Source organism: Streptococcus sp. 449_SSPC (assembly GCF_001073005.1).
Lineage (GTDB): Bacteria > Bacillota > Bacilli > Lactobacillales > Streptococcaceae > Streptococcus > Streptococcus salivarius_F.
Window position 1 is genome coordinate 13,341 of record NZ_JVGR01000025.1, and the last position, 13,791, is coordinate 27,131.

The 13,791-nt window shown below is 41.1% G+C and carries 14 protein-coding genes; 11 read left to right on the forward strand and 3 right to left on the reverse strand.

The genetic code is table 11. The features are described 5' to 3' along the window. Positions 1-28 precede the first annotated feature (28 nt). The 7 genes from ADH51_RS05670 to ADH51_RS05695 all read left to right on the forward strand — a co-directional run bounded on the left by ADH51_RS05670 (position 29) and on the right by ADH51_RS05695 (position 6,595). Positions 29-1,252 carry a multidrug efflux MFS transporter gene (locus tag ADH51_RS05670; RefSeq protein ID WP_048675108.1) on the forward strand — a complete coding sequence of 408 codons (1,224 nt, stop codon included), beginning with the start codon at positions 29-31 and terminating at the stop codon, positions 1,250-1,252. Then, on the forward strand, positions 1,242-1,388 hold the full coding sequence (rpmG, locus tag ADH51_RS09865) for a 50S ribosomal protein L33 (protein ID WP_002890443.1): 147 nt from the start codon (positions 1,242-1,244) through the stop codon (positions 1,386-1,388). The genes ADH51_RS05670 and rpmG overlap by 11 nt, the downstream gene beginning before the upstream one ends. Before the next feature lie 45 nt (positions 1,389-1,433). Next, positions 1,434-1,670, forward strand: a complete 237-nt coding sequence (gene secG, locus ADH51_RS05675) for a preprotein translocase subunit SecG (protein ID WP_002886135.1) — start codon at positions 1,434-1,436, stop codon at positions 1,668-1,670. Positions 1,671-1,732: 62 nt separating this feature from the next. Then, the gene (gene rnr / locus ADH51_RS05680; protein ID WP_048675111.1) at positions 1,733-4,186 is read left to right on the forward strand and encodes a ribonuclease R; all 2,454 of its coding nucleotides are present in this window, start codon (positions 1,733-1,735) and stop codon (positions 4,184-4,186) included. A 21-nt stretch (positions 4,187-4,207) separates the two neighbouring features. Beyond that, positions 4,208-4,672 carry an SsrA-binding protein SmpB gene (gene smpB / locus ADH51_RS05685; RefSeq protein ID WP_002885905.1) on the forward strand — a complete coding sequence of 155 codons (465 nt, stop codon included), beginning with the start codon at positions 4,208-4,210 and terminating at the stop codon, positions 4,670-4,672. A gap of 146 nt (positions 4,673-4,818) precedes the next feature. Continuing rightward, positions 4,819-6,225 (forward strand): Cof-type HAD-IIB family hydrolase, encoded by a 1,407-nt coding sequence (locus tag ADH51_RS05690; protein ID WP_048675114.1) that lies wholly within the window; start codon positions 4,819-4,821, stop codon positions 6,223-6,225. 1 nt (position 6,226) lies between these two features. Continuing rightward, a complete protein-coding gene (locus ADH51_RS05695) occupies positions 6,227-6,595 on the forward strand; it encodes a S1 RNA-binding domain-containing protein (RefSeq protein WP_002886108.1) in 369 nt (122 codons plus the stop codon). 96 nt (positions 6,596-6,691) lie between these two features. Here the strand turns inward: ADH51_RS05695 and ADH51_RS05700 are convergent, their stop codons facing one another. Further along, positions 6,692-7,774, reverse strand: coding sequence for a M24 family metallopeptidase (locus tag ADH51_RS05700; RefSeq protein ID WP_014634135.1), 1,083 nt, complete (start codon positions 7,772-7,774; stop codon positions 6,692-6,694). 312 nt (positions 7,775-8,086) lie between these two features. On the opposite strand from ADH51_RS05700, the gene ccpA reads away from it, so the two are divergent. The 3 genes from ccpA to ADH51_RS05715 are packed head-to-tail and all read left to right on the forward strand — an operon-like array spanning position 8,087 to position 11,343. Next, positions 8,087-9,088 carry a catabolite control protein A gene (gene ccpA / locus ADH51_RS05705; RefSeq protein WP_014634136.1) on the forward strand — a complete coding sequence of 334 codons (1,002 nt, stop codon included), beginning with the start codon at positions 8,087-8,089 and terminating at the stop codon, positions 9,086-9,088. Between the two features lie 59 nt (positions 9,089-9,147). Beyond that, entirely contained in the window at positions 9,148-10,215 is a 1,068-nt protein-coding gene (locus ADH51_RS05710) for an MmcQ/YjbR family DNA-binding protein (protein ID WP_002886051.1), read from the forward strand. A gap of 12 nt (positions 10,216-10,227) precedes the next feature. Continuing rightward, complete coding sequence (locus tag ADH51_RS05715) at positions 10,228-11,343, forward strand: glycerate kinase (protein WP_048675117.1); 1,116 nt, start codon at positions 10,228-10,230, stop codon at positions 11,341-11,343. A gap of 30 nt (positions 11,344-11,373) precedes the next feature. Here ADH51_RS05715 and ADH51_RS05720 read toward each other — a convergent pair whose 3' ends face one another. Next, complete coding sequence (locus ADH51_RS05720; RefSeq protein WP_048675120.1) at positions 11,374-11,829, reverse strand: YueI family protein; 456 nt, start codon at positions 11,827-11,829, stop codon at positions 11,374-11,376. A gap of 205 nt (positions 11,830-12,034) precedes the next feature. Between ADH51_RS05720 and eno the strand changes: the two genes are divergently transcribed. Further along, positions 12,035-13,339, forward strand: a complete 1,305-nt coding sequence (gene eno, locus ADH51_RS05725) for a surface-displayed alpha-enolase (RefSeq protein ID WP_002886048.1) — start codon at positions 12,035-12,037, stop codon at positions 13,337-13,339. A 152-nt stretch (positions 13,340-13,491) separates the two neighbouring features. Here the strand turns inward: eno and ADH51_RS05730 are convergent, their stop codons facing one another. Next, positions 13,492-13,677 (reverse strand): hypothetical protein, encoded by a 186-nt coding sequence (locus ADH51_RS05730; protein ID WP_002886071.1) that lies wholly within the window; start codon positions 13,675-13,677, stop codon positions 13,492-13,494. Positions 13,678-13,791 lie beyond the last annotated feature (114 nt).

Here is a 13,791-nt window from a genome sequence, read left to right on the forward strand (position 1 = left end):
TAGTGAATTTTAGAAAGAAGATGATTATTTGCGCCAAAAAGAGCTTAAAAGTACTGATTGGCAACGTAACCTTAAAATTGCATGGATAGGAACCTTCTTTACTGGAGCTAGTTTCTCCATTGTTATGCCTTTCATGGCCCTCTACATTGAGGAACTAGGTGTTAAAGGAGACATGGTTGAATGGTATACTGGTTTGTCTGTTGCCATCTCTGCTTTAGCCTCGGCCCTAGTTTCTCCTATTTGGGGACGCTTGGCTGACCGTTATGGCCGAAAGCCCATGATGATTAGAGCCAGCATGGTGATGACTTTTACAATGGGAGGTCTTGCCTTAGTCCCAAATGTTTTCTGGCTGCTTTTCTTAAGAACGCTGAATGGTTTGTTTGCGGGGTATGTCCCAAATGCCACAGCTTTAATTGCTAGTCAGGTTCCTCAGAACCGTTCTGGCTATGCCCTGGGGACCTTATCTACGGGTCTAACGGCAGGTGTTCTGATTGGCCCTTTGTTAGGTGGTACCTTGTCTGAGGCGTTTGGTATGAGAGGGACCTTTTTATTGGTGGGCCTCATTCTATTTATCTGCTGCCTCTTAACTGTCTTTGGTTTGCGAGAGAATTTTCAACCTATCGAAAAGGGAGAGATGATGACTCTTTCTCAGGTTTTTGCGAAAATTCCCAGCAAATCTATGTTGATTGGCCTTTTTGTGACCAGTATGATTATCCAGATTTCTGCCCAATCGATTGCGCCTATGTTGGCCCTTTATATTCGTTATTTAGGTCAGAGGGACAATATCCTTTTTTACTCAGGTTTAATTGTTTCTGCTATGGGCTTCTCTAGTCTCTTGAGTACCCCTTTTCTGGGAAAAGTGGGAGACCGTATTGGGAATCATCGCTTGCTTTTAATGGGGCTATTTTATAGTTTTCTCTTGTATTTCCTCTGTGGTTTTGCCGGTTCAGCCTTGCAACTGGGTATCTTACGTTTTGCTTATGGCTTTGGTGTAGGTGCTCTGATGCCTAGTGTCAATTCTTTATTGACCAAGATGACACCCAAAGAAGGAATCTCAAGAATATTTAGCTTTAATCAAAGCTTTTCATACATTGGACAAGTTTTAGGTCCTTTTGTTGGTTCAGCAGTTGCGACTGGACTAGGTTATCGCTGGGTCTTCTTTGTGACCGCAATAATTGTCTTTGGAAATTTTGTCTGGTCCTTAATCATTTTTAGAAAATCGCTAGGAGTCAAGAATATAGGTGAGAGTTAAAATCAATTTAAAGTGTAGTGAATGTGGGAGCATCAACTATCTCACAAGTAAAAATAAACAAAATCATCCTGAGAAAATTCAGGTACCCAAATTCTGCCCCAAGGATAGAAAAGTAACCTTACATGTTGAATCTTAAAGGGTTCTATGGTAGAATAAAAAGGACTTTTTCGGAGGAATAACTATGTACGACTTATTATTAACGCTGCTCTTGGTGATGTCAGCTATTATTGTGATTGCGGTATTCATGCAGCCACAAAAGAATCCAAGTAGCAATGTCTTTGATGGTGGTGGGTCAGAAGCACTATTTGAACGTAGTAAACCACGTGGTTTTGAAGCCTTTATGCAACGCTTTACAGGAATCATGGTTTTTCTATGGATTGTAGATGCAATCGTCCTTTCCATTCTCTCAAGTAAGTAATGAGCTGACTGAGGTTGGCTCATTTTTTGCGTTATAGTCAATAAATAAAAGAAAAGGAAATCATGAAAGAATCTATTATAAATTATTTGAAGGAGCATGGGAAATCCAGTGTAAACGACATTGCCCAGGCTCTTAATCATGCTGGGGGAGAAAAGTTTCCTCAGCTCATCAAGGCCATATCAGCCATGGAAAGTAAGGGACAGTTGCGTTTTAATCGAGATGGCTCTGTTTCCTTGCGTCCTAAGAAAGAAAATCCAAATCAGGTGACTGTTGAAGGTGTTTTCCGTGCCAATAAGAACGGTTTTGGTTTCTTGCATGTCGATGACAGTGAAGATGATATGTTCATTGGTCGTAATGATGTTGGCCATGCCATTGATGGTGATACTGTTGCTGTTGTTATCAAGAAGCCAGCGGATCGTTTGCGAGGGACGGCAGCGGAAGCACGAGTTGTTGAAATTGTAGAACGCTCGCTTAAGACTGTTGTAGGGAAATTTATCCTTAGCGACGAGAAAGAACCTTATGCTGGTTACATTAAGTCTAAAAATCAAAAAATTCAGCAGCCAATTTATATTAAGAAAGAACCAGTTGCCCTAGACGGTACTGAAATTATCAAGGTTGAAATTGAAAAATACCCTAACCGTCACTATGATTATTTCGTAGGAAGTGTTCGTGACATTATTGGTCATCAAGGGGATGCTGGTATTGATGTCTTGGAAGTCTTAGAATCAATGGATATTGTTTCAGAGTTCCCAGAGGATGTCATGGCGGAAGCAGAAGCTGTACCAGATGCACCTAGTCAGGAAGACCTCCTTGGTCGTGTTGACCTTCGTCAAGAGGTAACCTTTACTATTGATGGAGCTGATGCTAAGGACTTGGATGATGCGGTCCATATTAAACGTTTGCCAAATGGTAATTTTGAGCTTGGTGTTCATATTGCCGATGTGTCCTACTATGTCACTGAAGGTTCAGCTCTTAACCGTGAGGCCGTAGCACGTGGGACTTCGGTTTATGTGACAGACCGTGTGGTGCCAATGTTGCCTGAGCGTCTTTCAAATGGTATTTGTTCACTAAATCCCAATGTTGATCGCTTGACTCAGTCAGCCATTATGGAGATTACTCCAAAAGGTAAGGTGGTTAATCATAAGATTTGCCAATCTGTGATTAATACAACCTTCCGTATGACCTACAGTGATGTCAATGAGATGTTGGCTGGAAATCCAGAAAAGATTGAGCAGTTTAAGCCAATCATGGACTCTGTATCAGCTATGGCAGAACTGCATAAGATTTTAGAAGACATGCGTGAGCGTCGTGGTGCCCTTAACTTTGATACATCTGAAGCTCGTATCTTGGTAAATGAGAAGGGGATGCCAGTGGATATCGTGGTGCGTGAACGTGGAACAGCCGAGCGAATGATTGAATCCTTCATGTTGGCTGCCAATGAATGTGTGGCAGAGCACTTCGCCAAGGCTAAGTTGCCATTTATTTACCGTATCCACGAAGAGCCAAAAGCTGAGAAATTGCAACGCTTCATGGATTATGCCTCTATCTTTGGTGTTCAAATTAAAGGAACTGCCAATAAGATGGATCAGCTAGATTTGCAAGAGTTTATGGCCAAAGTTCAGGGAAAACCTGGAGCAGAGGTCATGAACATGATGCTGCTTCGTTCAATGCAACAAGCCCGCTATTCAGAACACAACCACGGACACTATGGACTTGCGGCTCAGTATTATACCCACTTTACTAGTCCAATCCGTCGTTACCCAGACCTCTTGGTTCACCGAATGATTCGTGAGTACACTAACAATATGTCTCAAGAAACACGTGAACATTTTGAAGAGGTTATTCCTGAGTTAGCGACATCATCTTCAACTCTTGAACGTCGTGCCATTGATGCTGAACGTGTCGTTGAAGCTATGAAAAAAGCGGAATACATGGAAGAGTTTGTTGGTCAAGAATTCGATGGTATTGTCGGAAGTGTGGTTAAATTCGGTATGTTTGTGGAATTGCCAAACACTATCGAAGGTTTGGTTCACATCACGACCCTTCCAGAATTTTACAATTACAATGAACGTACCATGACACTTCAGGGTGAGAAAACTGGTAAGACTTTCCGAGTTGGTCAGCCTATCCGTGTCAAGTTAACACGTGCGGATAAGGAAACCGGAGACATTGACTTCCAATACCTTCCAAGCGAGTATGATGTCACTGAAAAAGTAGACCACAAGGCTCGTCAGGAACGTGAAGAAAAGGCGAAAGCCTTCCGCAATAGAGGCCCACGTCGTGACCGTCAAAATGGAGACTTCGAACGTCGTGGTAAACGTGGGGATAACCGTAACCGTCAAGATGCTAATGGTCGTAAAGGCTCTTATGACGAAAAACGTAAGTCATCTAAGAAACCCGACAAGCGTAAGAATCAAAACCGTCCTCATAATGATAACAAGGGACGTGAGAGTGGCCGTCGTAAGAAGAAAGGGAACAAACCTTTCTACAAGGACGTTGCTAAAAAACGAAAATAGGATGAGAATGGAGGGACTGCTATGCCAAAGGGTGAAGGCAATGTTGTTGCTCAGAATAAAAAGGCTAGACATGACTATAGTATCGTTGATACTATTGAAGCGGGTATCGTGCTGACAGGGACGGAGATTAAATCCGTTCGTGCGGCACGCATCCAACTAAAAGATGGCTATGCCCAAATCAAGAATGGTGAGGCCTGGTTAATCAATGTTCATATTGCTCCTTTTGAGCAAGGAAATATTTGGAATCAGGATCCAGACCGTACGAGAAAATTATTGCTTAAGAAAAAGCAAATCACCAAACTTCAAAATGACCTTAAGGGAACAGGGATGACCTTGGTTCCTTTGAAGGTATACCTAAAAAACGGTTTTGCCAAGGTGTTGCTTGGTATTGCCAAAGGGAAACACGACTACGATAAGCGTGAGTCTATCAAACGTCGTGAACAAGAGCGTGATATCAAACGTATTATCAAGAGTGTTAACCGTTAAAACGCCTATCATCTAAGACTGCTATAGTCCTAGATGATTTTTTGTTTTTGGCTTTAAGACATGATATAATGGGAGTACCATACGGTCTTTAGTTGGGATAGTAGTTATACCTAACTCTGGTCGTGATACTGTAAAGGAGATTAGCGATGCCAGTAGATGCTAAAACAAAATACAAGGCCAAGAAGACAAAGATTGTTTTCTTCGACATTGACGACACCCTTCGTGTCAAAAAGACAGGCTACATTCCTGAATCTATTAAGGCTGTTTTCAAAGGGCTTAAAGAAAAAGGAATTTTGACGGGGATTGCCACAGGACGTGGCTACTATGGTGTCGTTGAGGACATTCGAGACCTAGAGCCCGATTATTTTGTAACCATCAATGGAACTTATGTGATTAATCGAAAAGGGGAAGAAATTTATAACCAGCCCCTAGCTCGTGAGGTTACAGAAGCTTTTGTTGCTTGGTGTAAAGAGATTGGGATTGCTTGGGGCTTTGCTGGTAAGGATAAGCCAGTTGTCTCAGAGCGTTCAGGTTTGATTGATGATGCTATGAAACCAGTCTATGGTCTTTGTGATGTGGAGCCAGACTTCCACTTGTCGAACGATGTTTACCATATGTGGACTTTTGCGGAAAATGATGGTGAGCTTGAGTTACCAGAAGAACTTGCGACACATGTTCGTATGGTACCTTGGCATGAACACTCATCTGACGTCGTAGCAAATGGTATCTCAAAAGCATCTGGTGTCGAGCATGTCTTGGAGCATGAAAACCTTAAACCGGTCAATGCTATGATGTTTGGGGATGGTCCAAACGATATGGAGATTTTTGACTATGTTGGACTTAAGGTTGCCATGGGTAATGCCACACCAGAACTGAAAGAAAAAGCAGATTACGTTACAGGAACAGTAGAAGAAGATGGCATTTTCAATGCCTTGGAGGAACTCGGATTGGTAGAAAAAGAACTTCATTTCCCACAACTTGACTTGGATGCAGTAGAAGGTCCAGTCGCAACAATTAAAACAAACCATGGTGATTTGGTCATCAAGCTTTTCCCTGATCATGCACCATTAACAGTTACTAACTTTGTCAATTTGGCCAAGAGTGGCTACTATGACGGTGTGATTTTCCACCGTATTATCAAGGACTTTATGATTCAAGGTGGTGACCCAACTGGTACTGGTATGGGTGGTGAGTCAAGCTTTGGTGGTAGCTTCCAGGATGAATTTTCTGAAGAGCTCTATAACCTCCGTGGTGCGCTTTCTATGGCCAATGCTGGACCAGATACTAATGGTAGTCAGTTCTTCATCGTTCAAACGCCTGAAATTCCTTATGCTAAAAAGGAACTCGAACGTGGTGGTTGGCCAGCACCAATCGCGGAAGCTTATGCTGAAAATGGTGGAACACCTCACCTAGACCGTCGCCACACAGTCTTTGGTCAATTGGTGGATGAAGACTCTTACAAGGTGCTTGATGAGATTGCCAATGTTGAGGTTGGGGCTCAAGATAAGCCACTTGAGGATGTTGTGATTGAAACAGTTGAGGTAGCAGACTAAGATGAAAATTGGAGACAAGCTTAGGGGTGTTATCACAGGCATCAAGCCTTACGGTGCCTTTGTTTCATTGGAAAATGGTACCACAGGCTTGATTCACATCTCGGAGATTAAGACAGGTTATATCGACAACATCTACAATACCCTCAAGGTAGACCAGGAGGTCTTGGTTCAAGTTGTTGATTTTGATGAATTTACACAAAAGGCTAGTCTTTCTTTGAGAACCCTTGAGGAAGAAAAAAATAAAATCCCTCATCGTCATCGTTTCTCTGATAGTCGTTTGAACTATGGCTTTAAACCCTTGGCAGAAGCAATGCCAGGATGGATTGAAGAAGGACTTGACTATCTTAGACAAGAGCATGAGGAAAAATAGTAAAAGCTGACTCTCGATGAGTCAGCTTTTTTGGTGTTTTCGATTTGGCTACAAACAAAAAGATCTTCAATTTAATTGAAGACCCATGTTTATTAATTAGACATCAAAATAGAGCAATTCTTTTGGTGTGTGTGTGAAGACTTCAAAGCCATCTTTTGTCACATAACCACAGTCCTCGATACGAACACCAACTTTTTCAGGAATGTAAATACCTGGTTCAACAGAGAAGCACATTCCTTCTTCGATTACCAAGTCATTTCCTTCCATGATTGAAGGGAATTCATGCACATCCATTCCGATACCGTGTCCGAGGCGGTGGTTGAAGTATTCACCATAACCAGCTTTTTCAATAACATTACGTGCTGCAGCATCGACTTCGCTGGCAGTTACACCTGGTTTAATCATATCTAGGGCAGCCTGTTGAGCTTCTAAAGTCAAGTGGTAGATTTCTTTTTTGAAATCATCGGGTTTTCCAACAGCGACTGTTCGCGTCATATCTGAAGCATAGCCATTCACCATACAGCCCAAGTCGAAGAGAAGAAGAGCATCTTTTTCAATTTTGTTGCTTCCAGGAATGCCGTGTGGGTTGGCTGCATTGTTACCAGTCAAGACCATAGTTTCAAAGCTCATTTCATAGCCCAAGCGTTTGATGCCAAATTCGATTTGAGCAATGATGTCTGTTTCAGTAACGTCAAGAGAGATATTGTCGAAACCGATATTAACAGCTTTATCAGCATAATCACCGGCAACAATCATTTTTTGAATTTCATCAGCTGACTTGATAACGCGCATTTTTTGAATGAATGGTGTCAAGTTTTCAAAGCGACCTTCAAAGACTGTTTGCAATCCTTGGAACTTAGTCACATTGAGATTGTCAAACTCTGCATAAATAATAGAGCTGTCTGTACTTGCTAGACCAGCTTTGATTTTTTGCCATGGATTTTCAGAATCCACATAACCAAAGACTGGGAAGTCGAGTACAGCAGAGGCACGTGCAACCTCAAGAGCAGGAACAAAGAGGGCAGGTTCACGATTTTCGTAGACGAAGAGGAACATTTGGCGTTCATGTGGGTCACAATCAAAACCAGTAAGATAATTGACAGTTACAGGATCTGAAACAATAGCTAGCCCTGCTTTATTTTCATTCAAAAAATGACGAATGCGATCAAGTTTAGACATAGAAAAAACTCCTTTGTATTTCTTACACTCATTCTGTCACTTTTATAGGGAAAATGCAAGTTGTTTTTTGGCTTTTCATTAAATCATTTACTTTCATTGAGACTTTTTTAGGCTAGTTTTGTAAGCGATGGATAGTCTTGGAAACACGAAATGAGAGGCCTTTTTCTGAAATGGCTTTCTTCCTCGTAACCATAAAGAAGGAATCCCTTTCATTTTTTTGTAAAAAATCAGTCAAAATAATTGAAAGTGTTTTCAGAATCTGATACAATTAGCATGAATAAGTGAGCGTAAAATGAGAAAGGAAGTGTTTTTATGAATACTGATGAAACAATTACTATATACGACGTTGCGCGTGAAGCAGGTGTTTCGATGGCGACTGTGTCTCGTGTGGTAAATGGAAATAAAAATGTAAAAGAAAACACCCGAAAAAAAGTGCTTGAGGTCATTGATCGTTTGGATTACCGTCCAAATGCGGTTGCGCGTGGCTTGGCGAGTAAGAAAACCACTACTGTAGGAGTTGTTATTCCAAATATTGCTAATAGTTATTTTGCTACTTTAGCAAGGGGGATTGATGATATTGCTACGATGTACAAGTACAATATTGTTCTTGCATCTAGTGATGAAAATGACGATCATGAAGTTACCGTGATTAACTCTCTATTTGCCAAACAAGTAGACGGTATCATCTTCATGGGTTACCACTTGACGGAAAAAATTCGTGCAGAATTTTCTCGTACCCGTACGCCGATTGTTCTAGCAGGAACAGTAGACCTCGAACACCAATTACCGAGTGTTAACATCGACTATAAAGCTGCCGTTGAGGATTCTGTAACGCAGCTTGCCAAGAATAATGAAAAGGTTGCCTTTGTATCAGGACCACTAATTGATGATATTAATGGCAAGCTCCGTCTAGCTGGTTATAAGGCTGGACTTGAAAAGAATAATTTGCGTTACAATGAAGGTCTTGTCTTTGAAGCTAAATATAGCTATAAAGATGGCTTTGATTTAGCACAACGTGTTTTGAACTCTGGTGCCACTGCTGCCTATGTTGGAGAAGATGAATTGGCTGCAGGTCTCTTGAATGGCCTCTTTGCTGCAGGTAAATCAGTTCCAGAAGACTTCGAAATCATCACAAGCAATGACTCACCAATTACAAGCTATACACGTCCAAACCTTTCTAGTATTAATCATCCTCTCTATGATTTAGGGGCAGTTAGCATGCGTATGTTGACTAAAATCATGAATAAGGAAGAACTTGAAGAAAAAGATGTTATTCTTAATCACGGTATTACCTTACGTCAGTCAACAAAATAAAAAAGGAGTTGGGACATAAGTTTGTCTCAACTTCTCTTTTTTAGAAAAAGGGAGAACCAATGACTTTTGAGGATGCTTATTTTAAAAAGAAAGTCCTAAAACCTGATAGCCTAGAACCTTTTGGTTTTACAGCTACTGAGCAAGGCTATGAGTTCAGAAAAACACTGATAGCTGAAGAACTTGAAGCTCGATTGTTTATTGATTTAGAAGGTAAGTTGACGGGACAGGTTGTCGATAGTGATCTTGATGAGCCTTATGATATCTTCAGGAGTCCTCAGGCTACTGGAACTTACGTTGGTCAAGTCAGAGAGGCTTATGGAGAACTTCTGTCACAGGTAGCTGATTCTTGTTATGAAGATCAATTATTCTCATCTCCACAAGCTAATCGCCTGGCTAAATTTTTAGCTCAAGAATTTTCAGACCAAGCAGACCATCCTTTCGAGAAAGAACCAAGCTATCTATCTTTTAGAGTTGATGGTAAATGGTATGCCTTGTTTTTTCCTCTTAAGGGAGAAAAACTAGGGCTTGATGGAGAAAAGGCAGAATTAACATATGATGTGGTTAACCTCAAGGTTAATCCGACGCAAATGGATAAGCTCTTGAAAATGGATGGCGTTTTTCCTAGCTACCATATGTCCAAGAAGACCTGGGTTAGTCTTGTTTTAGATGAGACCTTGCCAGACCAGACTGTTTTTGAGCTTCTTAGTGAAAGTCGTTCCCTAGTGGCTCCCAAACATCTTAGAAAGGCTTCGGAGCCTCATTATTGGATTATCCCGGTAAATTTGAAATACTACGATATTGGGGATGAGTTTTCCGCAAATGAGGAGATTCTTTGGACACAGAAAGCTAGTATGCAAAAGGGAGATTTTGTGGCTATCTATATTACGGCACCTACCAAGGCCATCCGTTACGTCTGTCAGGTTTTAGAGGCAAATATCCCTAATCAAGGTTATCGTGAAGAGGAGAGTATTAAAGAGTTGATGCGGATTAAGCCCTTATACACTTTTAATGACACTGACTTTGATAGTGATAGACTAAAGAGTTTAGGTATTAAAACTGTTCGAGGTCCTCGACATATGACGGAAGAGTTAGTTCAGGCTTTATCCCCTTACCTAAAAGAAAAATAGAAGGAGGACATCATGCGAATTTTGATTGCACCTGATTCATTTAAGGAAAGCTTATCTGCAAAAGAGGTCGCCTTAGCTATTAAATCAGGCTTTGAAAATGCCTTACCCGACGCTGATTTTGACCTCATGCCAATAGGGGATGGTGGCGAAGGCACCTTAGATGCTCTTGTTGAAAATCTAAATCTTGAGAAGAAAAGTATCAATATTCCTCATGCCTATACAAGTGATGGAAGTGTTTCTTTTGCCAGCAATGGCCAGACTGCCGTTTTTGAAATGGCTGCGATTTGTGGCTTGGAGCATATTCCTAAGGAAAAACGAAATCCTCTAGCTCTAACGACACAAGGCGTGGGTGAACTCATTGTTGATTTGGTTCAATCTGGCATTCGAGAGTTTATTATAGGCGTAGGTGGATCTGCTACCAATGATGGTGGTATCGGTATGGCATATGGATTGGGTTATCGTTTTTATGATTCTGAGGGACAGGAGCTTGAGCCAATAGGTGCTAATCTTGGTCTCATTAAGAAGGTATCCTCTAAAAATAAGCTTGATTTGTCTGGTGTCACCATTCGTCTGATTACTGACGTAGACAACCCCTTGTGTGGTCAATATGGAGCGACCTATATTTTTGGTGAACAAAAAGGCTTGTCTCCTTCACAATTTAAAAAAGTTGACCAAGATATGTCACAATTCTACACTGACTTTGCTCCAGGAGTTTTAAAACTGGCTGGTTCAGGGGCGGGAGGAGGCATGGCTGCAGGCCTGGTGGCCTTTGCAAATGCAGAAATTAAATCAGGGATTGACTTTGTACTTGATTGTGTTGATTTTGACAAACGTGTGAAGTCTGCTGATTTGGTTATAGTAGGAGAAGGACGGATGGATAGCCAGTCCTTGTCTGGTAAGGCACCGGTCGGGGTGGCTAGGCGGACACCATCAGCTATTCCCGTCATTGCTATCTGTGGTAGTTTGAAGGATGACTTGCCTGATTTTCCAGTAGCAGGTATCACAGCTGCTTTCCCTATCATTGGACAAGTATTAGAGTTAGACCAAGTTTTAGCTACCGCTAAGGAGAATCTCTATCGCACAGGACTCAATATTGGGAATGTCATCAAGCTCAGTAAAACATTGTGATATAAGAAAAAGCTGACTTTGCATCAGCTTTTATTTTCCGAATAGTTTAGCAAAAAATCCCTTTTTTTCAAGGATAGGTTCAGTTTCACTAGGAGCAAGGATATCAGGATAGAGTTCTGAAAATAACACTTTATCAAGATTCTCTGCTTGATTACTATGTACGATAAGACCGTATGGTGAGTGGGCCTTGGCCTCGTCAACGATAGTTGCAGAAATATTTAGTGCTTGAGCGGTCTTGATATAGGTAAATTGTGTCTGGTCGGCTAATTTTGGCGAAAGTTTGAGACTAAGATTAGGGTAAACGGCTAATAAGTCTTTTAATATTTGCGGAAAATTGTCAATTACAGTTTTCTTTTCGGCATTTTCCAATAGAACAGCTAGGACTACACGTTCCGCATAGGTTCCAAAATACTGACGAAGTTCATCGGGATTAAGGCGTTTTTCGCCACTAGCGCATTGGAGTACTTTGTTTTCAAGTGAAGTCATAGGAATCTCCTGTAAGTTTTCTACTTGTATTATACAATATTTTGAATTCCTTTTCATTCGGGTCGTTTTCTGAGATTTTCAAAAACAATTGAAAATATTAAAAAATAGAAAATCGCTAGAAAATTCTGGTTTTAATTTGCTTAAGCCTTGATATTATGGTAATATATAGGTGTAAAAAATTTTAACTCATAAGGAGAGTATTGTAATGTCAATTATTACTGATGTTTACGCACGCGAAGTCCTTGACTCACGCGGTAACCCAACACTTGAAGTAGAAGTTTACACTGAATCTGGTGCATTCGGTCGCGGTATGGTTCCTTCAGGAGCTTCAACTGGTGAACACGAAGCAGTAGAACTTCGTGATGGTGACAAAGCTCGTTACGGTGGTCTTGGTACTCAAAAAGCAGTTGATAACGTAAACAACGTTATTGCTGAACACATCATCGGATTCGACGTACGTGATCAACAAGGTATTGACCGCGCAATGATCGCTCTTGACGGTACTCCAAACAAAGGTAAACTTGGTGCCAACGCTATTCTTGGTGTGTCTATCGCTGTAGCACGCGCAGCTGCTGACTACCTTGAAGTTCCACTTTACAGCTACCTTGGCGGATTCAACACTAAAGTTCTTCCAACTCCAATGATGAACATCATCAACGGTGGTTCTCACTCAGACGCTCCAATCGCTTTCCAAGAATTCATGATCGTACCTGCTGGTGCACCAACATTCAAAGAAGCTCTTCGTTGGGGTGCTGAAATCTTCCACGCACTTAAGAAAATCCTTAAAGAACGTGGACTTGAAACAGCCGTAGGTGACGAAGGTGGTTTCGCACCTCGTTTCGACGGAACTGAAGATGGTGTTGAAACTATCATCAAAGCTATCGAAGCTGCTGGATATGTACCAGGTAAAGACGTATTTATCGGATTTGACTGTGCATCATCTGAATTCTACGATGCAGAACGTAAAGTTTACGACTACACTAAATTTGAAGGTGAAGGCGCTGCTGTTCGTACTGCTGCAGAACAAATCGACTACCTTGAAGAATTGGTTAACAAATACCCAATCATCACTATCGAAGATGGTATGGACGAAAACGACTGGGACGGTTGGAAAGCTCTTACTGAACGTCTTGGTGGTAAAGTTCAATTGGTTGGTGACGACTTCTTCGTAACTAACACAGCTTACCTTGAAAAAGGTATTGCAGAACACGCTGCTAACTCAATCCTTATCAAAGTTAACCAAATCGGTACTTTGACTGAAACTTTCGACGCTATCGAAATGGCGAAAGAAGCTGGATACACAGCAGTAGTATCACACCGTTCAGGTGAAACTGAAGATTCAACAATCGCTGATATCGCAGTTGCAACTAACGCTGGTCAAATCAAGACAGGTTCATTGTCACGTACTGACCGTATCGCTAAATACAACCAATTGCTTCGTATCGAAGACCAACTTGGTGAAGTTGCAGAATACCGTGGTTTGAAATCATTCTACAACTTGAAAAAATAATTCTATAGTCATATAGAATAAAAAGAGGTTCCTTAGGGAATCTCTTTTTTTGCTTGTTCTAAAGAACTTTTGACTAAGCTAGGCACCGTCTCTAAATAAGACTTCTAGACATAAAAAGCCCCCGCAATCCTATTGACTGCGGGGATTTCGTCTTAGAATAGACCTTTAATCTTGTCTAAAGCGCCACTGACCATTTCGTTGCCTGACACAAGAGATTTAGCTTGGTCGAAGTACTCGCCCAAATCATCTTTGTTTTCATCGACAAACTTTTTAGCAGCTTCGAAATCTTTCTTTTCGATCATTTCTTTTACTTGGTTAAATAATTCCATTGGATTCATATCTGTTCTCCTTTATAAGTTTTCTTACAAATCCTATTTAATCACGCTTATAGCAAACTAGCAAGAAATATGTTTGAGAGTAACTAGTGAGAAGAGAATTACAATTTTTCAGGC